Consider the following 24,678-nt stretch of genomic DNA (forward strand, 5'->3'; position numbering starts at 1 on the left):
AATTCAATCGTTTTTCAGTGTAAAAATAACGACTGCTGCAATACCGAAAACCGTTGTTTTTTTACCATGCGCCGAACCTGTACGTATAAAAAAACAGTTTTTTATACTCAAAACCAAACACCTCCATAGACGTTCTTTAAAAAAACCCGGGCATTCTAAAAATCTATTTTGCTAGACTATTTTGTTATAAAAATCTCGGCCATCTGTTAGCTCTTATCCGTTAGCCCTCAGTTGGTAGCGATGGATCTTCCTCAAAAAAATGCCTAGCCGCCAGTTAGAACCGCTTTTTGAACTATTCGGGCCATAAAATGGCCAAACAACTAGCAGCCACAAACTGCTTTTTGTTTACCAAAGTTTGTGACCAGTGACTCACAAACTAAAATTATGCCAAGTGCTCTAACTCAATTGAGGGGAGACTGTATATGTCCATTGCCGCACATGAACTGGAGCTGGATTTTCCCGAGCATGCCGAAACCATCAAACAATTGATCAGGGACGACGTCGAATTCAAGCTGGACAATGACCTCTACCGAAGACTGGACAAACAGATACGAGGACTCCAGGACAGTGGCATCGGCACCGATGACGATCATTATTCAAGCCTGAAAAAACAGCGAGCCTACCTCAAGCAACATCTCTACAATCGCATTACCGATGTCGTTCCTCATCATTAGCATTTGAGAGATGTGCCCATCGTAATTAGCGGTGCTAGATCACGAACGTCTTCTCAATAAAACGCCAAAGTGATCCAGTGCCGCCATGCAACTCTATCTCACCTATTCTTCATCCTTAGTCTGTACAGATCGCATCTTGTTAAAGATGCTGGCGACCTAACACCACTAAAAATAATTGGGATCTAAAAACGCCCCACCAGGACATAAATGACGTAGGTTCGCAGACAGGTAGAAAAACCGCAGGCGTGAAGGTATTCTGTCGGAATTTCACTAGTAGCGTCACAATCATGTGGCTTGTCAACATTTGGGTTATTTTGAAGCCAAAGTCGGCATAAACCCTATACATTCAACTTTTTAAATATCACCCTTGTTACGCCCTTTTCTCATCTCGGCTTTAGACCAAAGACCTCAATTGAAGAGGAGCAAGGTTTCAATTAAGAGCCCTGGCTCCAGCTGCCAATTCATCCGCTCGAGCTCCTCTAACCCCAGGAAAGCGTCGAAGTACTACTGGGTCAGAAGGAAAGAATACACTGCGCTCACGACGCGCTGTGAATACATCCCTGTAAACTCGTAATCGGCATCCATGCCTCATACGGTCCCGAGCACAGTGTATTCTTTCCTTCCCCCTTTTGAGTAACTCCGTTAAATGAATAACACCCTTATTACCTCAATGACCTCAAGCTAAAATTGGCGCCGCTATACCAATCTTTAGCTAGCCCTGAACCGGAGTCGACATCGATGATGGCGAAAATCCGCACCATTCGCCGCTAAATGTGTTCCTTTGGCGGGTGAATAAATTCTTAGTAGTTCTCAGCCTTTCACAGGCTTCTCTAAACTGTCATATCCCGCCGATAGCCTGAGCGCTTTTTAGAGCCTAGCCATGCCTAACAGATCAAAAGGTCCCGCGTGGGTCCTGCTACACACAGCGCTAGTCATAGCGGTGACTTGCAGCCTGTTTAGTGGGTTGAGAATTGCCACATTGAGTAAACCTGCCATCGCCTCTATTGAAGAGCTGCTGCCCCAGGGGGAAGTTCACAGTGTGCACTTCCTCTCTGCAGTCCTGCTTTCACTGGTTGCATTGGCCTATTTATGTTCAAGAATTTCACGCCGTTATCAGGCCGAGCAGAAATTTGGACGCAAGCCATTGAATTACCACAGGGTAGTGACCTGGGGGGGCATTAGCCTGATTGGAGTCTCGCTGGCCAGTGGCTGGTTACTCTTTAGCGGAATTAGCAAACTACCACTAACCAGAACGCTACATTTTTACGCTGCACTTGGGCTCACAGCCTACATTTTCCTGCATGCAGGGGTGTATCTGGTTCAGTTTGGGCAAAACGCTCTGAAATATATCCTGAAGCCCGCCGCAACAAAGAGAGCCCAGCTGGTTTTGCTCTGTAGCTTCCTAACTATTTTTCTAATGGGCGGCTGGCTACTTCTAGCCAAGTTCACTTATTACCAACTACCGGTTTCCACAATCGCTGCAGATACGATTATCGATATTGATGGCCATGCCAATGAGTCCCAGTGGGCGGATGCTGATGTACTAGAGGTCAGTACCGATGGCGGAGCCAATTTTTATCAAGGCCGTACCGATGTCCGCCTCAAAGCTTTGCAAAATGGTGAGGAAATTTATTTCCATATCTCCTGGCAAGACCCCACGGAAAGCCTGGCTCACCTACCCCTGATAAAAACCGACCAAGGCTGGAAAATCCAGCAGCAAGGTTTTGAAAAGTTTGATGAAAGCCGCTACTACGAAGATAAGTTTGCCCTGTTACTCTCCGGTCACTGCGATTTTGCCGGTGCCGGTACCGCACACTTGGGCCGTTCACCACTGCCAGGTAAGCCCGCAAATTGGCATGGCAAGGGCTACCACTACAGCCAGTCGGGCCAATTGCACGATCTCTGGCACTGGAAGGCGGTGCGAACCAACAAAATGTATTTAGCGGATGATAATTTTATCGGTGCACCAGATAAAGTACGTGCAGGCATACGGCGTTATACCGCTGGTTACCAACAGGATGGTAAGGAGTCCGGTGCCTACCTGATGAACTGGAAATGGTATTCCCCCGATAGCATCACTCCCAAACGCCTACCCAGAGATACAAATGCCTTGGCCCCCTTCCAAAGTTTTGATCAAGAGCGAGCACTGGACTGGACTATCTCCTGGTTTGATTACCAGCCCTACTCAACTGAAAGTGATCAGCTAGCGACGGGTACCCTAATGCCTTCGGTACTCTATACCTCAAACCGTTTTGAAGGGGACCGCGCTGATGTTAGGGCCAAAGGGGTTTGGCATGATGGTTTTTGGTCCCTCGAATTAGTGCGTAAATTAAATACGGCCTCTCCCCAGGATATTCCTATCGAAGACGGCACCTGCCTATGGGTCTCAGCATTTGATCGTGCTCAAGTTGCCCACACCCGGCACACCAGGGCCATTCAACTGAATCTGAGTAAAGCGCTATGATCACACGGCTTTTTCTTATTTTTTTTCTACCCGCTTGCTTAATCGGCGCCGCAGTTATCCACACGCCGCAAGCTCCACAACCATCGCAATACTATTTATCTAAAGTGACTGCCGAAGGGGAAATGATCCATGCCTGGGATGGTCCCTGGTCTTGTGTCTGCGATAGACGCAGCGGCCTATTGTGGGAAGTTAAGACAGATAGTGAAGATATTCACGATGGGAAATGGACTTATTCCCGACTTTTACAAAATCAGGGCGTTGCTAATAACGGAGATTGTTATTTTGAGGCAGAGCGCTGCGATACTGAAGATTTAATCCGCCACATTAACCGGGAACAACTCTGTGGCTCAAAACACTGGCGCCTGCCCACGGCCAGTGAACTGCGTACCCTTGTGGTGACAGAAGTAAAACCCGGAAGCCCCAGTATCGAAACCGGATACTTTCCCAAAACCCAGCGGGGTGATTACTGGACCAGTGATGGCAATCTGCCCCTGAAGGGCGTGTACTCTTATCTAAAAGTCGGTGGAGCAGCGGTTAACTTTATAAATGGGGAAACCATCACAATTCCCTATCGCAATGCCGCTTTCACACGCTTGGTAACCAATCGTTCAAGCAGCTGTCACATCGCTCCCCAATAATTCCCGCGCGCCACCAACCTGCAATCATCCCCCTCCGGGCGGTAGCGCTCTCACAAGAAAAGGTCCCAACTTTGCAGAGGAATTCCCGCAATGAGACAACACATTGGCCGCGCTCTTACCATTTCGGCACTGTTGCTGGCAGTCGACGCCAGTGCCGCTACCAAACACTACCGCCTTGCCTGGGATGGCGATGCTTCCAATAGTGCCGTCATCGGTTTTTCCCCCGATGGCAGCAGTAGTAATCCCTATGTCAGCTACGGTTACTCCACCAATGAGAACAGCTGGAATAGCGCATTTGTCAATAATAGCGAAACGTTCGATGGTGGAATAACCAGCCACTTTGTGCGACTGCAAAATCTGAATGCCGACTCACCCATTTATTTTCGTGTATGCGACCAAAACGGCTGCGGGGAGAGATTTTGGTTTAAAACGGCTCCTGCGCAAAACGCACCTTTTGTTGTTGTTGCCGGCGGCGATACCCGTACAGGCCATACCACACGCCGCAAGGGCAATGAACTCCTGGCTAAAATACGCCCGCTCGCAGTGATGCACGGCGGTGACTTCACCAATGCCAATAGCGCTTCTGAAATGCGTGAGTTTCTCGACGACTGGGAGCTCACCTATTCCAGCGATTATATCCATGGCTATAGCTACAAGCGCATCTATCCACTGATCCCCACCCACGGCAATCACGAGGACGACAATTACTCGACCATCTGCGAAGTCTTCGGGGTGGATTTCAATAGTGATGGCAACTGTACACCCAGTGACACTTATGGCGCCGTACAAATATCGCCACTGCTGCGTGTTTACACCTTGAACAGCCAGTTCCAAAACGGTGGCTGGTCATCTTACGCCAGCGCGATGAACAACTGGTTATCGAGCGATTTGTCCACCTATGGAAGCTCCGCCAACTGGCGTTTCGCCCAATACCACAAACCCATGTTCCCCCACTACAGCGGAAAATCCGACAACCCCACGCTGTTTAACTGGTGGGCGCAGTCATTTTATGACTACGCCATGAACCTGGTGGTGGAATCCGATACCCACCTCACCAAGATGACTGAAGCTGTAATACCCAGTGGTAGCAACTTTTCCACAACCACCAACGGCGGCACCGTTTATGTGGGTGAAGGAAGCTGGGGAGCACCGGCTCGATCGGCCAACGATGCCAAATCCTGGACCATTGATATGGCCAGTATTCAGCAGTTCAAAGTCATCCAAGTGAGCGAAGAGGGGCTGGCAGTGCGTACCGCACAATTCGATGACACCGCCGAAACTTTGACTTGGGAAGAGCGCGCCGCAGATCCATTGGTCCTGCCAGACAATGTGAACTGGTGGACTGCCAACCGTCTGGGTGAAGCCATGAATCTGGTGACCAATAGTGCGGGCCGCAGTGTAATCGAGGAGAACGCGGACAACGGTGGCAGCTTTTCCTTACCAGTGAGTGATGATGTATTTATTTCCTCTCGCCATTCATCCAGTAATTTTGATGGCGATTCCGATGGACTACTTGCAGATGGCAGTGACTCCACCTATGGCACGCTCTACACACTGATTAAATTTGACCTCACAAACCTTTCCGGCTGTTCCTCCATCAGCTCTGCCACCCTGGAGCTGAATATTACTAATCGCTCGGGAAATACCTTTGGTATTTACCAGGCTGCTAATGACTGGAGCGAGGAGAGCGCCACCTGGAATTCTGTAGGTGGCTCATCGGTACGCGGCAATTTGGCAGAGAGCTTTGTACCTTTTTACACGGGAATAGAAACCATCGACCTGCTTTCTTCCGGGCTGATTGATAGCTGGCTTGGCGGTACCAATACTGGCCTTGTAATTGCTGCACGCAGTGGCAGCAATGGGGTGGACTTCACCTCCAAGGAAACCGGCATGTCATCGGCGCTAAAAATCGAGGCCAATTGCAACAGCTTTACCAAACTGGCTTTACCGGTAAATCAAACTGGTCAGAGAAAAGGCTTCATACCCCGCAGACTGCCAGCGGAGATGAAGCCATCGATCCTGATGCCAACCCTTCCCAGCATCACGCAATTAAGGGGTCACCAGGTTGAAGTTCCGATCAAACTTATCGAAGAGTCTGCCAAACTGAATCAAAGCCAGGGGGTTACCGCGCACCTTTAAGCGACCTTCCTTAATCATGGTGGGCGCACCGACCAGACCGCTGAACATCAGCCGTAGGTCGGTGCTGCTCAAGGCCAGGCTAGCCGAGGGGTCTTCGCTGTGGCGATCGGGATAACCGTGTAAAACGCCGTTTTTAACAACCACCAGGTATTTATTATTGTTGTCAGTCATCTCTATATTCAGGCGGATATCCGCATCCGCCGCCTTTTCCCCATTGAGACGCACTGCCATGGCATCAAATAAAAGCTGTAAAGGCACTCGCGCAACAATTTCTTCCGGCGGTCGCATTTCCTCACGAAGTTCAACCCCGTGGCGCAACTCCCTAGCGCCGCTCAAATAAAAATTTCGCCAGATGCCGGATTCCGCCTGATAACCCAGTTGCTCGAAAGCATCTGCCAATAGGTAACGGGCCTCTTGATTTTTTGGCTCAGCAAAAACCAGATGTTTTAGCACCATCGCCACCCAGCGGTAATTACCTTGGGAGTAATCCTCTCGCGCCCGCTTTATAATTTTTTCTCCTCCTCCCATATATTCCACATAACGAAGTGCCGCTTCTTCCTGTGGCAGGGGGTAGAGGTTGGCTGGATTGCCGTCGAAATATCCCAGATAGCGGTTGTACACCGCTTTTGCGCCCACATTGATGGTGCCGTAATAACCACGATTAGCCCAGGCGTTGGAGAGCGTCTCCGGCAGTTGCAGTTGTTCGGCAATTTCAACCATGTCGTGGCCATGGTTGGCCAGACGCAAGGTCTGGTCGTGAATATACTTGTAGAGATCGCGCTGCTTGGCCAGGTAGTCCATCGCCTCTCTATTACCCCAGGTCGGCCAGTGATGGCTGCTGAAAACCACCTGGGTACGTCCGCCAAACTTTTCCATAGCACGCTCTATATAACGACTCCATGCCAGTGCATCGCGGGTTTTAGCGCCGCGCAAGGTATAGAGGTTATGCAGAGTGTGGTTGGCAATCTCGCTCATACACAGGGCATCGAACTGGGGAAAGAAAAAGACCATTTCAGTGGGAGCTTCAGCCCCTGGGGTGCTCATAAAAACAATGTCCACCCCATCAATTGTCATTTCCGCCCCCTTTTCAGGGATCAGGCGGGTGGGTGTGGCGATTCCATGTTCTCCATCGGAAACCCGATTACCGAGCCCCGAGGATACAAACCCCTCCGGGCTTGAAGGCAATAAATCCCCAAACTGATAGAGCGCACGCCGCTGCATCACATTGCCCGAGCGCACATTCTCACTAATCGCCTCCTCGGAAAATCCATCCGGTGCAATAATATCTACAGATCCTTCAGCCAGCTGCTGCATGGAGACAACTCCCGATACACCGGCAAAGTGATCCGCATGGCTATGGGTAAAGATTACTGCGCTTACGGGTCTCTCCCCCAACGCCCTATTTGCCAAAGCCAAAGCTGCGGCGGCCGTTTCCTTGGAAGTCAGGGGATCGACAACGATCCAACCCGTTTCCCCTTTAATCAGAGTCATATTGGCCAGGTCCAGAGAGCGCACCTGGTAAATACCCTCGACCACTTCAAATAAACCATTATTCAAGGCGTTAAGCTGAGCTTGCCGCCATAGGCTGGGGTTTACCGTATCCTCCGAAGCCCCCTCGAGAAATTGCAACTGCGCCAGGCCATAGACCTCCCTTCCCATAGCATTTTTAATCTGCGCATCGGGAATCGTGGCAATAAATCCGCGCTTGGCCAGATGAAAATCCAGGTTGTCAGAGAAGGGTAACTGCTTCGCTACAGCCTTATTGTGGGCTCTGGTCGATTGGCTCGCTGGCTTGATATTGGCATTCAGTTCCTCTGGATGCTGGGTAACTTTTTGCTGGCTATCACCACAAGCAGTTAATAAAAGAAAAAACATCCCCCAAAATAAATATTTGCGCATAAAGGATCTCCTTATGTTGCTTAGCTATGGGCTTAACTCACGGCAAAGCGATAGAGCCATAGGCTGGCGTACTAGCAACGCAACAAACAATAACTACGTTTTAAGTGATTTTTATTTTCAATAAACCCAAAGAAACTACCGTTCATACAGCGTAAATACCACTATTACGAGAACATATAAAAAGCTGAGCCTATTATTTTCGTTTTATTCAACAATCAGCAGTAAATGTTACAACGCAAAACAGTCAAACCTAATCGATTTTATTTACATACAGTCAATATAAAAAATATTTACCGTCAAACTAGTGACTTACAAAACTCGCAATAATAAAGTCGCCAATATAGTCTATATAATCCTTTGGCCTCGGCATAAAAGCCCAATTTAAAAGAGCCTCGGCCCGCATTTCTTATCGTATGGAGATGATTGCAATGCAATTAATGAGATTCTCTCTCGGTACCGCTCTAATCATCACTCTGTCCCTGCTGGCATCAAATGCCTTTGCCGACGACGAAGAGGTAGTGACTGATCCAGTTACCCACCAAGGCCCTAAGGACTTTCAACCAAAGTCAAACCAATTCTGGTGGCCCAATCAACTGGACCTGCGCCCTCTACGGCAACATTCCCCCAGATCTAACCCAATGGGAGAAAACTTTAATTATGCCGAGGAATTTAAAACTCTCGATCTCAAAGCGGTAAAAAGTGATATAGAGACTCTGCTAAAAACCTCCCAGGATTGGTGGCCAGCAGATTTCGGTCACTATGGCCCCTTTATGATCCGCATGGCCTGGCATAGCGCCGGTACCTACCGTATAAACGATGGCCGCGGAGGTGCAGGTGGCGGTCAGCAGCGTTTCGATCCACTGAATAGCTGGCCCGATAATGCCAACCTGGATAAAGCCCGGCGCCTGCTGTGGCCCATCAAACAAAAATATGGTGCCAAGCTATCTTGGGCCGACCTCATGGTGCTCACGGGCAATGTCGCCCTTGAATCCATGGGATTTGAGACATATGGCTTTGCCGGCGGCCGCATAGACGACTGGGAACCGGATCTAGTTTATTGGGGCCCAGAAACAAAGATGCTGGCCGATGAGCGCTATACCGGCAATCGCCAATTGGAAAGGCCATTGGCAGCCGTGCAAATGGGCCTGATTTATGTGAACCCCGAAGGTCCTAACGGCAATCCTGATCCCAAAGCTGCAGCCATCGATATTCGCGAAACCTTTGCACGTATGGCTATGAACGACGAGGAAACGGTTGCGCTGATTGCCGGTGGCCACACTTTCGGCAAGGCCCATGGTGCGGTAAAAGCCGACTGTTTAGGCCCCGAGCCCGCTGGCGCCCCTATTGAACAACAGGGCTTGGGCTGGAAAAACAAGTGTGGCAAAGGCAATGCCGACGACACTATGACCTCCGGGCTCGAAGGGGCTTGGTCGGCTGCCCCCATTACCTGGAGCCAACAATACCTGGATAACCTGTTCAAATTTAACTGGGTAAAAACCAAGAGCCCTGCTGGTGCAGTACAGTGGATTCCCGATGATCAGGCTGCTGCAAACCTAGTTCCCGATGCTTTCGATAAAAACAAGCGGCATGCGCCTATCATGTTTACTACAGACCTTTCCCTAAAATTTGACCCCAGCTACCGGGAAATAGCCAAACGCTTTCAGGAAAATCCGGAGGATTTTAAACGGGCTTTCGCCAAGGCATGGTACAAACTGACTCACCGCGATATGGGCCCTCGAGCTCGCTATCTCGGTAAAGAAGTCCCTAAAGATGACCTGCTCTGGCAAGATCCTGTGCCCAAAATAGATCATCCTCTAATTAATGACGGTGATATCAGTCAGCTAAAATCAAAAATCCTCTCCTCAGGACTCACCGTGCCAGAGTTAGTAAGAACCGCCTGGGGCTCGGCATCAACTTTTCGTGGATCAGACAACCGCGGCGGAGCTAATGGTGCACGCATACGCTTGGAGCCACAGAAAGAGTGGCCTGTGAATGATCCAGAAGAACTGGCCAAGGTTTTGACGCAGCTAGAAAAAATCCAGCAGGAATTTAACAATGCACAATCCGACGGTAAGAAAGTATCCCTTGCCGACCTGATCGTTCTCGGCGGCTCTGCAGCAGTTGAAAAAGCAGCTGCAGACGGCGGACAAAAAATCAAGGTGCCTTTCAAGCCCGGCCGTACAGACGCGACCCAGCAACAGACCGATGTTAATTCTATTGCCATGCTAGAACCCACCGCTGACGGTTTCCGCAATTACTTCAGTAAAAACAACAGCCGCACACCCACCGAGATGCTGGTGGACCGCGCAAGTCTATTAACACTCAGCGTACCGGAAATGACTGTTTTAGTTGGAGGTATGCGCACACTTAACGCCAATACCGATGGATCAAAGAATGGCGTATTCACCGATAAGCCGGGGACTCTCACTAACGACTTTTTTGTCAACCTCCTGGATATGTCCACGGTGTGGAAAAAATCCGATAAAGCCGAAGGTGTCTATGAAGGTAGTGACCGCAATACCGACAAGGTAAAGTGGACGGCCACTCCGGTAGATCTGATTTTTGGCTCTAACTCTGAGCTTAGAGCTGTCGCTGAGGTCTATGCATTTAATAACTCTCAGCAGAAATTTGTGCAGGATTTTGTTAAGGCCTGGACCAAGGTAATGAATCTAGATCGTTTCGACTCACCTAATCAGTGATTAGAAGCTGTTTCATAACTTCTTTAACGTAATTAACATGCATGCAATATAGAAAAAAGCACGATAAGTGGACAAATATCGCTCCCATCTAACAACCAAACGGCGGTAATTTCCCAACCACGCAAAAGTCCGCTCAACTTTCCAACGGCGAGTATACCTTCTGAGCTTTCTACCATCCTGCCTTGAGGCTTTTTTCCTATTTATCCTGTGTGGACAGATAAGGTCGATTCCACGACTCAACAGACTATCTCTAAGAGGATCAGAGTCCGCCGCTTTATCATAAACTAAGCGATGAATCTTTGTATTTTTATACGTAACATCAAGCAATGGATGTAATAACTTTACTTCTGCTGGTGAGGCCGAAGTAATGGTGCCTCCCAGTGGAATACCTTCGCCATCGACCACCACCATCCACTTTGAACCCTTGCCCCGCTTGGTTTTCCCGACTTCGAAGCCCCCTTTTTTGCTGGTGCAAAGCTACCATCAGAAAAGACTTCCTCCCAGTTAAGCAAAGACTGTTGATCCAATAGCTCCAGGAATCTTCTCCATGCATGTAGCCAAGCTCCTTGCTCTTCCCAAAACTGAAGCCTTCTCCAGCATGTACTCGGTGATGGATAGTGTGAAGGAAGATCTTTCCATCGAGCTCCAGAACGCAAAACCCACAGGATGCCTTCAAAACAAGCTCGATTATCAATGGGTTTTGGGCCTCCCTTTCCTCGTTTTAACTCAGGAAGACAAGGTTCGATCAATTTCCATTGATCATTGGTTAACTCTGACTGGAATCGGCTCACTATTGCTGGACTTTTTTTAAGTAATTGCGTGAGAATAACCGATTTCAAGTTATGAAACAGCTTCTAGTTTTTACAAGAATTTTCACTAGGCAAACCGACATACCCGTCGGCTTGCCTAGTACCTTTATCTACACCGAACGCTATATTTTCACCGTACGCTATTCCAGGCTTGCAAAGATTATTTCTCCATCAATAAATTTCAGCTGGTGTGATGGGATAACACTAACTCGCTTATAATCGGCTGCAGATAATTTGTTCGCCAGTTTTTTCACCCGCGTACCACTTTTGCAGTAGACCAACACCACCTCATCACGTTTTAGTGTTAAGTGCTCGCTCATTTCATCGAAGTCGCCCAGAGGGATATTAATCGCACCATCTATGTGTCCAGCCTCAAACTCCTCCACTGTGCGCGCATCCACTAACACAAATTGAGATTGATCTTGTATATAGGCAGATAAAAGTTCTACTTCAATTTCCATAGATCCTCGATCTTCTTCCTGAGATAGCGTCCCCTCCTCAGTACCTACTACAGTACAACCAACGAAACCTATCAACGCAGCCAACAAAATTAATCTACCGCCAAGTCTGTTTAATATTATTCACCCTAATCCAATATGTTAGTGATCAGCCCAGAAGTTTCTTGGTAGCTTATTTAAAATCAAAACTTTATCTTCAAGATAATCTACTAGAAAGAAAGGGTAACAAAATTAACCAAACATTAGAAAAAATAAAACGCTGAATGAGTCAAACATAATTATTCTTGGGGTGATTGACAGATTGGTACTAAGAAATGAAAAACATCGGGGTGATATACGCGGCCCTATCATCAAGCCCCCAGGTATTATTTACCGGGAGGCCTGATATGCTGCAATTTATATATTTATAATTACCTGTCTTTACGTAAGTGTCGATCAAAGAAATCTTTGATCATGGTGTATTGATGAATACGGGTTTGTTTACCGCGTAAACTGTGCTTTTTACCCGGATAAGTCATTAATTCAAACTGCTGACCGTTATCCTGTAATTGCTTGATGAGGCGAGTCGTATTGGTAAATAACACGTTGTCATCTGCCATACCGTGATAAATCAATAGAGCCCCCTTGAGCCCCTTACTATAGGGAAAAACAGATGAGGCTTGATAGGCATCCGCATCGGTATTGGGGTTACCCATATAACGCTCTGTGTAATGAGTATCGTAAAGAGTCCAATCTGTAACCGGTGCACCAGAGACTCCCGCCTTGAAATAGTCACCCGCCTTGAACATACTCATCAGGGCCATATAGCCCCCATAACTATGCCCATAGATACCAATATTATCGCTATCGACATAAGGTAGCGAGCGCAGAAATTCTACCCCAACAACCTGATCTTCGACTTCGGGGCTACCCATATTTTTAAAGATAGGGTTTTCAAAAGCCGTCCCCCGGTTTGCAGAACCGCGGTTATCCAGAGAAAAAACGACATATCCCTGCTGAGCCATAAACTGGTTGAAGGCTTTATCCCAGCTATTGGTAACTACCTGGGCATGGGGGCCTCCATAGACATAAACCATCACCGGGTAACGCTTGGATGTATCAAAATTGGACGGCTTATATAGGCGATAATTAAGTTGATGCCCGTGAGGGGCCGCAAGGGTACCAAACTCTGGAGTAATCCAGTCAGCTTTGTAAGGGTACAGAGGATGCCCTTTAGTTACTGCATTTTCCTCCAGCCAGGTCGTTAGGTCGCCATTCGCATTGTGCAGGCTAACCTGCGGTGGGGTATTTACATTGGAGAATTTATCGATGTAACCCGAAGCATCTTGGGCAAACTCGATATCATGCATACCCTTTTTGTTGGAAATACGTTGTATTTCTCCATCAACATTAAATGGCACCCGGTATAAATGCCGCTCTATGGCGATATCTTTACGCCCAGTAAAATACAACAAGCCCTTATTTTCATCGACCGCTTCGACTTCATCTACAACCCAGTTACCACGGGTTATCTGATTTAACAGCTTGCCATTGAGGTCATACAGATAAAGATGCTTGTAACCATCTCTCTCCGAGGACCAGATAAACTGATCTTTATCTTCAAGAAAATAAAGGTCGTCACTCAAATTGACCCAGGTATCACTGGATTCACTCAATAGGGTTTTTCCGGTTCCTTTTTTCAAATCAAAAGAACGCAGCTGCAACTTTTGCTGATTGCGGGATTGCCACTGGTAAGTTAATAGATTGTTCCGCGCCCATTGCACACGAGGAATATAAATATCTTGTTCATCACCAAGATTCACCCAGCGGGTTTTACCCGATTCAACATTCAAAATACCTAACCGAATTTTTACATTCGCTCTCCCTGCTGCTGGGTAGCGTTGCTGAATCAGGTCAATACGATCAGCATAGATCTCACTGCGGGTTACCTCATCTACCGGAGACTCATCTACTTGCAAAAAGGCAATTTGGCGGTCATCCGGCGACCACCAGTAGCCGCTCATACGCCCCATTTCTTCCTGAGCAACAAACTCGGCCATTCCATTCTTGATAGGCCCCTGGCCATCTTGCGTTAACTGGGTTTCTTTGCCACTTTTCAAATCCACAAGATAGATATTTTGCTCACGGATAAAAGAGACATAACGCCCCTTTGGGGAAACCCGCACATCGGTTTCAAATGCCTCTGTCTTCGTAAGCCTTTGTACTGATTTTTTAGCCAAATCGTAGTAATAAACATCCCCTGCCAGGGGGAATAATAGAGATTTGCCATCCTCAGACCAGCTGTACTCCATAATGCCACTGCCATAGATGCGCTGACGCTCCCGCCGGGCCTTCTCTTCATCCGAAAGGGTTTCATCGCCACTATGCAAACTATCTGAATTCACCAGGATACGGGATTGCCCATCGGCAATATGATATTCCCATAGGTCATAGCGGTTGTAGTCTTCGTCACGCCCTTTCAGATAGGTAACCCGCCTACCATCAGGGGAGTATTCCAGTGCCCGGGGCGTAGAGCCATCCAGAGCGGGGGCTGAGAATATTCTCTCAATGGTAAGAGGCTCTGCGGAGCATATTCCCACAAAAGTGGTGCCAAGTAGGGCAAGGAGTGTTTTCTTCATAGTAGGCCCTTATGTCTCTGATTCCCTGCCTTGTATTCAAAAAAGGAAGACTTGAGGCGGGAGGAGGTTATTTTTCCGTATAGATTGATTAACAAACACGGATTTTACAATGTAATCGCCCCCTCACGTAATCTGTAGGAATAGCACTTGGATTACCCGGTTAAGCAAACTAATCCTCTAGAAAATCAAGGCTTTACAAATGTTTACTCTGCTTTACCGACGTTTGTACCAGGATAAGGTCATACTGAGATTGCAATTCTCACAGGATAAAAACAATGAAGTATTCCCTAATTGTCCCTATTGCGGTCTCTCTAATTGCTAGCAGCTGCAGCTCAACGCCGAACACTCCCACTACAGAATCTTTTATTACACATATCACCGAACTTGGTCATAAACGCTTTACTTACAAGGCCACTCTAGGTCCTGACCGACCTTCAGGAGAAAGACCTCGCCGAGCACCCTCCGCAGGAGGGCCTAGTGGTGATAAACCGAGAGGAGGGAAGCCCGGTGCTGGAAAACCTGGAGGGAGCAAGGCCAACTCCGGTGATATCAAAAAAATTGCTCTTGAGCGAATGGAAGTTTTGCTGGATGAGAGCGGCTTCTGTAACAACGGGTGGTTTCTGATTGAACAGACAATCGATCAGCGACGCGCAGAAATTATTGGAGAGTGTCGGGCAGTAGTACCTCAATAATTATAAAGTTACTTACTAAAAAGGCGGAAGAAAAGAATACGCTGCACTCGGGACCCTATAAGGCATGGATGCCGCTTACGAGCATACAGGGATGCATTCACAGCGCATCTTGAGAGAAGTGTATTCTTTGCTTCCGACCCATTAGTATGTCGTCAAAAGAGCATTGAGTTGGTCGAGGGGTACGCAATGAGGGACCACATCCATATGTTGTTAATGATTTCTCCGAAGTTCAGTGTTTCCAATACGGTTGGATTTCTGAAAGGGAAATCTGCGATCCAGATATTTCGGAAGTACAAGCATGTACAAAGAAATTTCACAGGAAGACACTTTTGGGCTCGGGGTTACTGCGTGAGTACAGTGGGGCTTGATGAGTAGATGATTCGAGAGTACATCAAGAATCAAGAGATAGAAAAAAAAGATGCAACTGGCGGGGTTGTAACTAGCCCCTCTGGGGGGCTTTCACCATGCCACCCGCTGTGGGGGTTGCTGATTTAAAGATTGATAATCTCTGGAGCACTATTGGTTTCCCCAGTCAGTATGCACGATAACCCTCCTAGGCTTTTTACGTCGTCATAAAGTCATTTTTAGAACATCCCAGACTAATCTAGCCGTCATCCTTAGTTGCACTATAAGTCCTCTGTAGACTTAGTTTTTAGCGTTACTTCTACACCACCTAGCCACGAGGATCGGGTGGTGTTGTAGATTCTTGTTTAATTCTTAAATAGGTTTTTTGGTTGATACCTACTTTCAAAGGACGCTCTCAAAGTTAAGTGTATATTGGGTTGTTTGAATGTATAAATTGTATGAGGTCACAATGTGATTATTTATTTTTGGTTGGTGTTTTTGCTGTATTATCTATTTAGTTGCAGCCCTATAGGCTAGCTAACCTTCTAAAAAATGAATAGGCAGCTATTAATTTTGTGCTTTTTTTTCGAGTTAAATTTTTCTATATTTGTAATAGCACTTTCGTACCAAAATTAAGCAAGGCTTGACTAGAAAACTATTAGTCGTTAAAGTAAAAAAATTAATTGTTTATATTTTCTAAGTGAAATTTTGAGGAGAAGAAAAATGAAATCAGAAACTAATATTTTGGCTGGACCAGAAACTGGCGTTGACCCTCTTCCGCCATCCCATGGCAATGATACAGTATAAAATATATCTTAATATCTAAGCAATTATATGTTGTAGTTTAGTTTTGATTTGGCAGTTGCTGGTTTTAGAGTCTGCGCTGTCAGGTCAAGTCTAGGTTGTCAAATTTTCCCACCTTCATTAGTCGCTTTCGCTATGCAACCTCAGTATTATCTTTCTTGATAGGTTTTATTCTTTCCTAATTACCATCTATGCTAAGCCAATTTTCAGCAGTCTTTCCGACATCAGTGGCGTCTGGAGTGAGACAAAAACAAGTCGAGGAATGAGTGCCGACTAGCCAAATCTTCGATTCAATCGGTATTGAAGCTCAGTCAAATAACGCTGCGCATATTTAGGTCGAATGGAATGTTAGGTACTACGTAGAGCACTCTTTAAATTACCGAGCACTGTAATCACCCAAACAAATTTAGAATCTTCAACAGAAGCCCGACCGCTACCACAAACAATCCTGCCATGCGCACAGCCAGCATTTGTGACGCGTTGAAACACGCAAGACCATCGAAGATCACTGTGCTACCGCTACAAAGGTGCATTTTACTCCAGGTCGAGATCTCGGCACTCTTGAAGCCCTTGATGATGGAGAGCTTGATTCGAGTAGGGCGCCCCTCCTTGGTGGTTTCAACGGCAGCTACAAAGGGGGTCCTGCCATGGGCTCCACGCTCTGGCTTGCATCCTGAACGTTCGGCACCGATCAAGGAAGGTATCAAATTACTTGAGCCCACTGGAATTTATGCTGGGTAGGCGTGTGTCACTTATGTTGGTAATCTGGGGTTCATTAATCTGCCAAAGTGCCTTGAAATGTATAATCGGTCATGGGGCATCAGTCATGGTTTCCTGTAATAGTTTCAGGCGCCATATATCCTGCTCCTTAACCCAGATACTGGATGTGAACAGCCAGTATCTGGGTTACCTTCAAAGCTGCCTTCAAAAGAGGTATACATAGTCATCAAGGCGGTTTCAGGTCCCAATGGCATTACTGAGATCTTGAAAGAGGGGTACTTTTTGATATTCAAGGCCTTGAATGTCGCAACAATTTGCTCTGAGGTTAAGGGTTTCTTGTAATAGGGTGTAACTACCAGACCATCTTTTGTCATTATTTCCTTAACGGTTTCCCCATTATGTTCCATGAATGCCGTTTTAAGGCTATCCATTCGCGACTTTAGCTCCATATCCAAGTTAGAGGCCAGGGTTGAGGCGCTGGCGAACGACAAGCCTCCGGCTATCAGGAGGTAGGAAATCAGTTTGATGCCCATTGAGTCACCCACTCAATCTGAAGTCCACGTTGCTCTTATCCGGCAACCGGTGGATAGATACTGTAACTACTGAAGAAGTTGGACCAATGCTAGTGTCCGCTAGAGGTCTGAACAAACAATGTAGCTTGGGTGGGATGGGTTTGAGCAATAGGAGAGGACTACGAATCCTGTTAGTCCTATGGAGATTGATAGAAGAGAGGGATTCGCAAACCACGGTAGTGTCCTGAGTTCTGTGTCATTTCTTTACCATTAACAAAAAGGTGATGACCTTTGACCAAACTCACTTTCGATATGGATGTCGCCGTCAAAGCCTCGCGTGTGGGCAAAGACCTCAATGGTAAAAATGGCATCCTGACCCCTCTGGATCACAGCCCTGTTTACCCAATTGTCTGGATCGATACTATCCACTACAAAATCAAGGAAAAGGACGTTATACCAGCAAGGCCATTAACACGATTCTTGGCCTCAATATCGAAGGCAAGAAGGAGTTGCTGGGGCTCTACCTGTCCGACCAAGAAGGCGCACTTCACTGGCTGAGTGTTCTGACCGACCTCCACAACCGTGGAAGATATCCTAATTGCATGTGTTGATGGCCTGCAGGGGTTCCCTGAGGCCATAGAGATGGTCTACCCCAAGACCGAGATTCAGCATTTTTAAATATCCGGAATACGTCCGCACCCAGGTCTACATCACTAATGCGGTGGAGGCTGTACACCGGCAGTTCTGCAAGCTGACCAAGACCAAGGGAGGCTTCGCCAATGAGAATAGCTTACTGAAGCTTCTCTATGCCGGTATACTAAAAACCTCCGAACGCCTGACGCACCCGATTCAAAATTGGAATCTGACACTGTCGCAGCTGACGATCCACTTCCCAGATCGTCTGGAGAAATACATCAGCCTATGAGGATATTTGGCTGACACAGAGTTTTGAGCACCCTCTCGGGAAACTCTATAAGCTCTCCGGTTTCAATCCGAATCAGCATGATGTCGCGCTCAGTTGCTTTGCCAATGTCCTCTGATAACCCTATCAGACCCCTATATGTCTAGCGTTGCCACATGCAAGTTGCTAACAAGTGGAACAGAATCGAGACCATTATTGCTGCCGACCTTATGGCGGATTTTCCTATTATCCGTTTCTACGGATTTTGCTCCACCATCCTTCAACGCTTCATGCAATTCTGATTTAGATATTTTGGGGTTTATATTTGAGCTATATACGTGAATGTTTATGCTGGATTGAATACCAAAGTGTCTGCAAGCCTTCATAATAGCTTCTGTCGTTTTTTCATATAACGACATATTCAATTTCACTAGCAGGGGTAAATTTCCTTCATGCCGTCATTCGGTATTTAAGTTTTTGATATAAATATTACTCAGTATGTCTCTGGGCTGAACCTGATAAAACTGTGAGGCAATGGTTACTGCATCAATGATATGGTTGGCATTTGTTCCATTAATACCGAAAACCCAAATTTCATTATCGATTAATGCCGCTTCTTTGATTGAGGCCCTCAACCGAGGGTAGAACGGAGATATGTTGACTGCATACTTGGCTTTCCATACAGAAAGCTGGTCATATGCCGTTCTTTATACGTATTCACATTCTTTGTTGCCATTTACTACCTAGGCAACAGCAAAGAATACTGTCGGTTCTTGAAAAAAATGATTTCACAAGTTTTCTATTTTTCTTGATGCTCTGTAAATCTGCATTTGTGCGACTCAACAATGTCTCACCTTTTTTCAACGGTTTCTTTCAGGTCCCTATATTTCTCATATGATTCCAGACTAATTCATCCGGGTTTAAGTCTGGTGCATATGGAGGCAAGGACACCATTTCAAGGTTTCCATCCTGTGAGCTGACATACTCCAACGCCTTCTTCGATTTGTGTACTGGATGCCCATCAACAATGAGAATTACAGGTCTATTCTGACTTCTCTGAAAATTTTTAAAGCATTCTACACACTTTTCTGCCGTGAATTTCCCACTGTAAATATTATACCAGAAGCCACCTCTGTTCGATAAAGCCGAGATCGCGTTAATTGACTGGCTTTGACCACTAGTTTTCACCACTGGAGTTTTTCCTTTTTCTCCCCATGTTCTTTGGAGTGGATCGTCTGATCTGACACTAGCCTCATATAGCCAAAATATTTCTGCTCCGTTTTTTTTCGCATAAGACTTAATCTTTGGGTAGACTTCCTTTACCCATTTATTCGCCGCTTTCTCATCTCTCTCGTAAGCTCTTCGTAGAGGCTTTTGTGGCGTCAGACCCAGCCGATGTAGAAGTGTACCGACACTGGAAACACTGAGGTCAACCTTGAATCTCTCACAAATCAAATCCGATACGATCTGGCGTGTCCACAACCCGTAGTCAAAACCATACTGCCTTGGATCACCACCAATAATCCAGCGCTTGACTTCCTCTTCTTCAATAGCTGACAGCTTTCTACCGCGTCCAGGTCTAGCTTTTGGAGATAACGCATCAATACCTTTCTCTCGAGCAATCCTTAACCATGGGAAAATAGTTCTGCTCCCCAATCCTAAGCTACGGCCAACCTCCGCCGCAGATTCCCCATCAAACACTCGCTGAACAGCAATTTTTCGTATGAGGTGCTGCTCCTCAGTACTAAGTTTTCTGGCATCATATTTCATGCGGATCATATTACCAGAGTGTACTGATTATTTCTGTCTCGCTAGTAATAGCAATCATAGGCGCTAATAATAGTTACTGGCTCGTATAAGTGAAACGCTGCCATCCTATAATCATGACAAACATACCGCTTTTATTTCCATCGAACACATAAAATAGAAACTCGATTAATAAGACTTTATTTCAAATAGTAAGTTTGACATTAACTTATTGATCTAGAAAAGAGAGCAGCATGCAACCTAATTGAAAGTATAAAAGGCATGAGGGCTGATCATAACTTTGCCAGGTTACACTGAGGCTCCCTAAGAGAGAAATGGTATTTACCCAAACTTCCTCTAAAAAAATAGAGATAAGTAAGATGCTGTAAGCTTATAAAAGCTTAAACACTTACTTATCTCTTCACAGCATCTCTAGAAAAGGATAAGGAAATCAGATCTTTTAATGATCCTGCCTCAATAGGAAATCCCCGTGGAAACGTAAATGCTCTTCGATAAAAGAGGCAATAAAGAAATAGCTGTGATCGTAGCCGCCATGTTGTTCAAATCGTAATGGATAGCCACAAGCTTCAGCAGCCATTTGTAAAGCTCCAGGTCGCAATTGCTGCTCTAAAAATTCATCCTCATCTCCCTGAGATACCAATATCGGTCGATGATTTATGGCACGTCCCACCAATACAGATGCATCGTACTCCTCCCAGAGTGTGGTATCCGCGCCCAAATAAGCGGCGAAAGCTTTCTCTCCCCAGGGACAAGCAATCGGATTACAGATCGGGCTAAACGCGGAGATTGAGGTATAGCGCTCAGGGTTTCTCAAACCGATGACCAGGGCACCATGCCCCCCCATGGAATGGCCACTGATGGCTCGACGCTGATTCACAGGAAAATGCTCTTCAATTAACGTCGGTAGTTCATCCACAATGTAATCATACATGCGATAGTGCTGCTTCCAGGGATCTTGGGTAGCATTCACATAAAACCCCGCCCCCTGACCCAGGTCGTAGGAGGGATCATCAGCAACCCCCTCTCCACGGGGACTGGTATCCGGTATCACTAGTACAATACCCAGCTCCGCAGCCACACGTTGCGCACCTGCTTTCTGGCTAAAATTTGCATCGGTACAAGTTAGGCCCGACAGCCAATAAAGTACCGGATACTGGCCTCCCTCTTTACTATCTGCACCCCGGGGCAGGAAGACCGAAAAATGCATAGTGCAGTTCAATACGGTGGAATGGTGCCGGTATTGTTGCTGTAGCCCATCAAAAGATCTTGTACTGCTGGTAAGCTCAATAGACATAGACTATCCCGCTTAGACGTTTTCGTAGTGGATAACGCTGCGAATACTCTTGCCTTTATGCATCAAATCAAAGGCTTCATTAATTTTATCCAGTGGCATCGTATGGGTAATAAAGTCATCTAGTTTAAATTCCCCAGCCAGATAGCGATTCACATAATCCGGCAGTTCCGAGCGGCCTTTCACCCCACCAAATGCGGTACCGCGCCAGACCCTGCCAGTTACCAATTGGAATGGGCGCGTGCTAATTTCCTGCCCAGCACCGGCAACTCCAATAATTACGGACTCCCCCCAGCCCTTATGACAGCACTCCAGCGCCGATCGCATAGTATTTACATTTCCTATGCACTCGAAGGAATAATCCACTCCGCCGTCGGTAAGTTCCACAATAACGTCTTGGATGGGTTGCTCATAATTCTTTGGATTAATACACTCTGTTGCGCCGAGTTTTTTTGCCAGCGCAAATTTATCTTCATTAATATCAATACCAATAATACGCTCTGCGCCAGCCATCTTGGCCCCAATAATGGCTGACAGACCAATACCGCCCAATCCGAAGATAGCTACGGTGGAGCCCGCCTCTACCTTTGCCGTATTCATCACCGCTCCCATACCCGTGGTCACACCACAACCTAGGAGACAGACTTCCTCAAGCGGCGCCTCGGGATTAATCTTCGCCAAGGAAATTTCCGGCAATACGGTATACTCGGAAAAGGTGGAGGTTCCCATATAGTGATAGATGGGCTTGCCATTGATAGAAAAACGCGTGGTTCCATCCGGCATCAGGCCTTTACCTTGGGTCGCCCGAATTTTCTGGCAAAGATTCGTCTTACCAGACAAACAAAATTTGCACTCTCCACACTCAGGGGTATAGAGCGGGATAACGTGGTCCCCAACCGCCAAACTGGTAACGCCCTCCCCCACAGACTCCACAACACCCGCGCCTTCATGGCCGAGGATCGCAGGGAATACACCTTCTGGGTCCTCTCCCGATAATGTGAAAGCATCGGTATGGCAGACACCTGTTGCCATTAACTTGATACGTACTTCGCCTTTCTGCGGCGGCATCACTTCAACTTCCTCGATAGAAAGCGGCTCACCCGCTTTCCAGGCCACAGCGGCTTTACAGCGAATCGTCTCTGCACCCATGGTGTTGTTCCTTATCGATATTTACTCAATTCAACAGATGCCCAGCATATCCTGCCAGTATTTACGTGGCAAAAAAACAAAAATCAAAAAAGGAAATGGAAGTAGGCAAGGCTCTACAGAGCAAATAATTTTTAAGAAGCGCTGAAATAAAAATCAGTGTTGCTGTTTGCGCCACTGCAGAGGGGAGTAGCCATGCACTACACGGAAGGCCTTGGAGAAAGCACTGATATCTGTATAGCCAAGACTCGCAGAAAGTAGCCCAATTTCTATATTTGATGAACGCAAATGCCATCGGGCTGTTTCCATGCGCGCCTCCTGCAGAAGCAGCTTAAAAGAGGTTCCAGCGGTGCTCAAGTGCCTTTGTAAAGTCCGTACCGGGGTGTTCATCAACTGGGCAACCTGCGCCAGGTTATGCTGCTTAGCCCCCAGTGTCTGCAAAATTAATGTACGTACCTGGCTGGCAATATCACCCCTTTTTCCCTGAATCAGTAGCTGGGTGAACTCCTCAAAATATTTCACCAGACTAGCATTCGGTGCGTTGAGAGGCCTCAGCAATAGTTGGGAGTCGAATATAAGACAGTCACATTCTTGGCCAAAAAACACCTCAGCGTCAAAATATTCACGATAGCGCTGAGGCGGGGAAACAGGGGCATGGCAAAAATGCACTTGGCGTGGGCGAATATCACCCCCTGCCAACTCCCTAAATAATTGGCAGGCGGCCCCTAAGGCCAATTCACTGTACTGTTCAACGTTTTCAAGGCTATGGCAATGGTTGATGCGATAAGCAAACAGGCTGCCATCTCGCTCCGTTAATCGCCAGTGGTCGGCTTGGTTGTGCAAAACCATATAACGGTGACTCGCACTCAATGCGGCATCCAGATTCCGCTCTTTTAGTAGCAGCTTGCCCAGCACCCCGAGCATACGCAGACCCTGCCGCTGTGCGAGCCGCAAGCCAAAGTCACTACAGTGCAGATCACGCACACACAAATTCAGCAGGTCGATCAGCGTAGTGATCGGGATCAAAATATCCGGGCGACGTGTGCAATCCACGGGCAGACCAACTTCAGCGAGTAAACGCGAAGGCACTCCGCCCAACTGGGGAACCAGAGTATTGAAACCCGCGAGAGTACCACTGCGGATTTCATAAGTGAGATTCATCAATTCATCTCCACTGCCCGTCAGAGCTGCATCGGCCATCATGATTGTACACACCAGCTAGAACTGGAGCAGTTGGCCAGTGTCAGACCGCGAATATCTTAGGGAAATTAAACGGGGGTATGATAGCAGGACGAATCTATTCGAGTAATGTACACAGGGCGAGATTGTGACGGAGTGCTAAGCCTCCGCCGCCAACAACCCCAAAGCGAAACTCTAGATAAAAAGAACTTCAGCCAGTTTTCTTAACGAACTTAGTCAGGATTACGATTCGCTGCCCCTCGACACGCCCTTCGATATGCTCTGGATTATCCGTCAGGCTAATTCCACGAACTGCAGTACCGCGTTTGGCTACCAGACTGGAACCTTTAACATCCAGATCCTTAATAATGGTCACATTATCACCAGCCTGGAGTTGAACGCCGTTGCTGTCGCGGTGAACCAGGATATCGCCCGCTTCGGGTAGGGCTCCGGCTTGTGCCCAGCTGAGCAAATCGTCATCCAGGTACAACATATCGAACAAGTCCTGCGCCCAGGTCTCCGAAGACAGCCGCTTGAGAAGACGCCAAGCCAGTACTTGTACCGCCGGCTCCTGGCTCCACATACTGTCAGAGAGGCAGTGCCAATGGGTACTATCGAGTTGAGTTGGATTATTCAACTGGTTGCGACAGGTCTGACACAGAAGCACCTGGGCCTCGGCCCGTGCCGAGGATTCCGGCAATTCATAAGCTTCCAGATTATTCTGTGATTTGCAAAGCTCACACTGACCACCACTGCGCTGAAGCAGCTGTTCCCGACTGACCGCCATGGTTTACCTCAAAAAGTGCGGAGTATACGCCCTCACTCGCTATTTCGCGTACTTCTCTGGGGGCTGCACTTCTCTAAGTACTGTTATGAGGACGAATAAAGGTAAGGACCCTATCAGAGAATACCTCTCACAGGGC

17 protein-coding genes and 4 pseudogenes are annotated in these 24,678 nt (G+C 47.2%); 8 read left to right on the forward strand and 13 right to left on the reverse strand.

The window, feature by feature from the left end:
- Positions 1–422 precede the first annotated feature (422 nt).
- The 4 genes from ACJJID_RS14155 to ACJJID_RS14170 all read left to right on the forward strand — a co-directional run bounded on the left by ACJJID_RS14155 (position 423) and on the right by ACJJID_RS14170 (position 5,915).
- A complete protein-coding gene (locus tag ACJJID_RS14155; RefSeq protein WP_253869132.1) occupies positions 423–674 on the forward strand; it encodes a YdcH family protein in 252 nt (83 codons plus the stop codon).
- A 979-nt stretch (positions 675–1,653) separates the two neighbouring features.
- Positions 1,654–3,138 (forward strand): ethylbenzene dehydrogenase-related protein, encoded by a 1,485-nt coding sequence (locus tag ACJJID_RS14160; protein WP_444920035.1) that lies wholly within the window; start codon positions 1,654–1,656, stop codon positions 3,136–3,138.
- A complete protein-coding gene (locus ACJJID_RS14165) occupies positions 3,135–3,776 on the forward strand; it encodes an Lcl C-terminal domain-containing protein (protein ID WP_444920036.1) in 642 nt (213 codons plus the stop codon). Before ACJJID_RS14160 ends, ACJJID_RS14165 begins: the two co-directional genes overlap by 4 nt.
- Before the next feature lie 90 nt (positions 3,777–3,866).
- Positions 3,867–5,915 carry a DNRLRE domain-containing protein gene (locus ACJJID_RS14170; protein WP_444920037.1) on the forward strand — a complete coding sequence of 683 codons (2,049 nt, stop codon included), beginning with the start codon at positions 3,867–3,869 and terminating at the stop codon, positions 5,913–5,915.
- On the opposite strand, the gene ACJJID_RS14175 is transcribed toward ACJJID_RS14170, so the two are convergent.
- Positions 5,826–7,814, reverse strand: a complete 1,989-nt coding sequence (locus ACJJID_RS14175; protein WP_444920038.1) for an alkyl/aryl-sulfatase — start codon at positions 7,812–7,814, stop codon at positions 5,826–5,828. The two genes, ACJJID_RS14170 and ACJJID_RS14175, sit on opposite strands and share 90 nt — an antisense overlap.
- Before the next feature lie 437 nt (positions 7,815–8,251).
- Here ACJJID_RS14175 and katG point away from each other — a divergent pair, with 437 nt between their 5' ends.
- A complete protein-coding gene (gene katG / locus ACJJID_RS14180) occupies positions 8,252–10,513 on the forward strand; it encodes a catalase/peroxidase HPI (protein WP_444922638.1) in 2,262 nt (753 codons plus the stop codon).
- Positions 10,514–10,525: 12 nt separating this feature from the next.
- Here katG and ACJJID_RS14185 read toward each other — a convergent pair.
- From ACJJID_RS14185 to ACJJID_RS14200, 4 genes and pseudogenes are all read right to left on the reverse strand, one after another.
- Positions 10,526–10,954 (reverse strand): annotated as a pseudogene (locus ACJJID_RS14185) (IS5 family transposase); the annotation flags it as partial.
- Positions 10,855–11,304, reverse strand: coding sequence for a transposase (locus ACJJID_RS14190; protein WP_444922596.1), 450 nt, complete (start codon positions 11,302–11,304; stop codon positions 10,855–10,857). The pseudogene ACJJID_RS14185 and the gene ACJJID_RS14190, both read right to left, overlap by 100 nt.
- Positions 11,305–11,462: 158 nt before the next feature.
- Positions 11,463–11,783 carry a rhodanese-like domain-containing protein gene (locus ACJJID_RS14195; protein ID WP_444920039.1) on the reverse strand — a complete coding sequence of 107 codons (321 nt, stop codon included), beginning with the start codon at positions 11,781–11,783 and terminating at the stop codon, positions 11,463–11,465.
- Between the two features lie 407 nt (positions 11,784–12,190).
- Positions 12,191–14,398: a DPP IV N-terminal domain-containing protein gene (locus ACJJID_RS14200; RefSeq protein WP_444920040.1), complete on the reverse strand. Its 2,208-nt coding sequence runs from the start codon at positions 14,396–14,398 to the stop codon at positions 12,191–12,193.
- 275 nt (positions 14,399–14,673) lie between these two features.
- Between ACJJID_RS14200 and ACJJID_RS14205 the strand changes: the two genes are divergently transcribed.
- Both ACJJID_RS14205 and tnpA read left to right on the forward strand, forming a co-directional pair.
- Entirely contained in the window at positions 14,674–15,090 is a 417-nt protein-coding gene (locus tag ACJJID_RS14205) for a hypothetical protein (RefSeq protein ID WP_444920041.1), read from the forward strand.
- 156 nt (positions 15,091–15,246) lie between these two features.
- A pseudogene (gene tnpA, locus ACJJID_RS14210) lies at positions 15,247–15,462 on the forward strand (IS200/IS605 family transposase); the annotation flags it as partial.
- A gap of 966 nt (positions 15,463–16,428) precedes the next feature.
- Here the strand turns inward: tnpA and ACJJID_RS14215 are convergent.
- Positions 16,429–16,931: pseudogene (locus ACJJID_RS14215) on the reverse strand (IS1595 family transposase); the annotation flags it as partial.
- A 153-nt stretch (positions 16,932–17,084) separates the two neighbouring features.
- Entirely contained in the window at positions 17,085–17,492 is a 408-nt protein-coding gene (locus ACJJID_RS14220; protein WP_444920042.1) for a hypothetical protein, read from the reverse strand.
- 372 nt (positions 17,493–17,864) lie between these two features.
- Here ACJJID_RS14220 and ACJJID_RS14225 point away from each other — a divergent pair.
- Positions 17,865–18,396: pseudogene (locus ACJJID_RS14225) on the forward strand (transposase); the annotation flags it as partial.
- A gap of 131 nt (positions 18,397–18,527) precedes the next feature.
- Here ACJJID_RS14225 and ACJJID_RS14230 read toward each other — a convergent pair.
- From ACJJID_RS14230 to ACJJID_RS14255, 6 genes are all read right to left on the reverse strand, one after another.
- On the reverse strand, positions 18,528–18,803 hold the full coding sequence (locus ACJJID_RS14230; RefSeq protein ID WP_444920043.1) for a hypothetical protein: 276 nt from the start codon (positions 18,801–18,803) through the stop codon (positions 18,528–18,530).
- 442 nt (positions 18,804–19,245) lie between these two features.
- The gene (locus ACJJID_RS14235; RefSeq protein WP_444920044.1) at positions 19,246–20,142 is read right to left on the reverse strand and encodes an IS630 family transposase; all 897 of its coding nucleotides are present in this window, start codon (positions 20,140–20,142) and stop codon (positions 19,246–19,248) included.
- A gap of 436 nt (positions 20,143–20,578) precedes the next feature.
- Entirely contained in the window at positions 20,579–21,433 is an 855-nt protein-coding gene (gene fghA, locus ACJJID_RS14240; RefSeq protein ID WP_444920045.1) for an S-formylglutathione hydrolase, read from the reverse strand.
- A 12-nt stretch (positions 21,434–21,445) separates the two neighbouring features.
- Positions 21,446–22,579, reverse strand: coding sequence for an S-(hydroxymethyl)glutathione dehydrogenase/class III alcohol dehydrogenase (locus ACJJID_RS14245; protein WP_152454876.1), 1,134 nt, complete (start codon positions 22,577–22,579; stop codon positions 21,446–21,448).
- A 153-nt stretch (positions 22,580–22,732) separates the two neighbouring features.
- A complete protein-coding gene (locus ACJJID_RS14250; RefSeq protein WP_444920046.1) occupies positions 22,733–23,779 on the reverse strand; it encodes an AraC family transcriptional regulator in 1,047 nt (348 codons plus the stop codon).
- A gap of 187 nt (positions 23,780–23,966) precedes the next feature.
- Positions 23,967–24,542 carry a PhnA domain-containing protein gene (locus tag ACJJID_RS14255; RefSeq protein ID WP_444920047.1) on the reverse strand — a complete coding sequence of 192 codons (576 nt, stop codon included), beginning with the start codon at positions 24,540–24,542 and terminating at the stop codon, positions 23,967–23,969.
- Positions 24,543–24,678: the final 136 nt, after the last annotated feature.

This window comes from Microbulbifer sp. CnH-101-G (assembly GCF_052466775.1).

Excerpts from the sequence above, each read along its gene's own strand:
- fghA (WP_444920045.1), bottom strand. The coding sequence starts at position 21,433 with ATGTCTATTGAGCTTACCAGCAGTACAAGATCTTTTGATGGGCTACAG.
- ACJJID_RS14220 (WP_444920042.1), bottom strand. The coding sequence starts at position 17,492 with ATGGGCATCAAACTGATTTCCTACCTCCTGATAGCCGGAGGCTTGTCG.
- katG (WP_444922638.1), top strand. The coding sequence starts at position 8,252 with ATGAGATTCTCTCTCGGTACCGCTCTAATCATCACTCTGTCCCTGCTG.
- ACJJID_RS14255 (WP_444920047.1), bottom strand. The coding sequence starts at position 24,542 with ATGGCGGTCAGTCGGGAACAGCTGCTTCAGCGCAGTGGTGGTCAGTGT.
- ACJJID_RS14175 (WP_444920038.1), bottom strand. The coding sequence starts at position 7,814 with ATGCGCAAATATTTATTTTGGGGGATGTTTTTTCTTTTATTAACTGCT.
- ACJJID_RS14155 (WP_253869132.1), top strand. The coding sequence starts at position 423 with ATGTCCATTGCCGCACATGAACTGGAGCTGGATTTTCCCGAGCATGCC.
- ACJJID_RS14235 (WP_444920044.1), bottom strand. The coding sequence starts at position 20,142 with ATGAAATATGATGCCAGAAAACTTAGTACTGAGGAGCAGCACCTCATA.
- ACJJID_RS14195 (WP_444920039.1), bottom strand. The coding sequence starts at position 11,783 with ATGGAAATTGAAGTAGAACTTTTATCTGCCTATATACAAGATCAATCT.
- ACJJID_RS14250 (WP_444920046.1), bottom strand. The coding sequence starts at position 23,779 with ATGATGGCCGATGCAGCTCTGACGGGCAGTGGAGATGAATTGATGAAT.
- ACJJID_RS14245 (WP_152454876.1), bottom strand. The coding sequence starts at position 22,579 with ATGGGTGCAGAGACGATTCGCTGTAAAGCCGCTGTGGCCTGGAAAGCG.
- ACJJID_RS14200 (WP_444920040.1), bottom strand. The coding sequence starts at position 14,398 with ATGAAGAAAACACTCCTTGCCCTACTTGGCACCACTTTTGTGGGAATA.
- ACJJID_RS14205 (WP_444920041.1), top strand. The coding sequence starts at position 14,674 with ATGAAGTATTCCCTAATTGTCCCTATTGCGGTCTCTCTAATTGCTAGC.
- ACJJID_RS14165 (WP_444920036.1), top strand. The coding sequence starts at position 3,135 with ATGATCACACGGCTTTTTCTTATTTTTTTTCTACCCGCTTGCTTAATC.
- ACJJID_RS14170 (WP_444920037.1), top strand. The coding sequence starts at position 3,867 with ATGAGACAACACATTGGCCGCGCTCTTACCATTTCGGCACTGTTGCTG.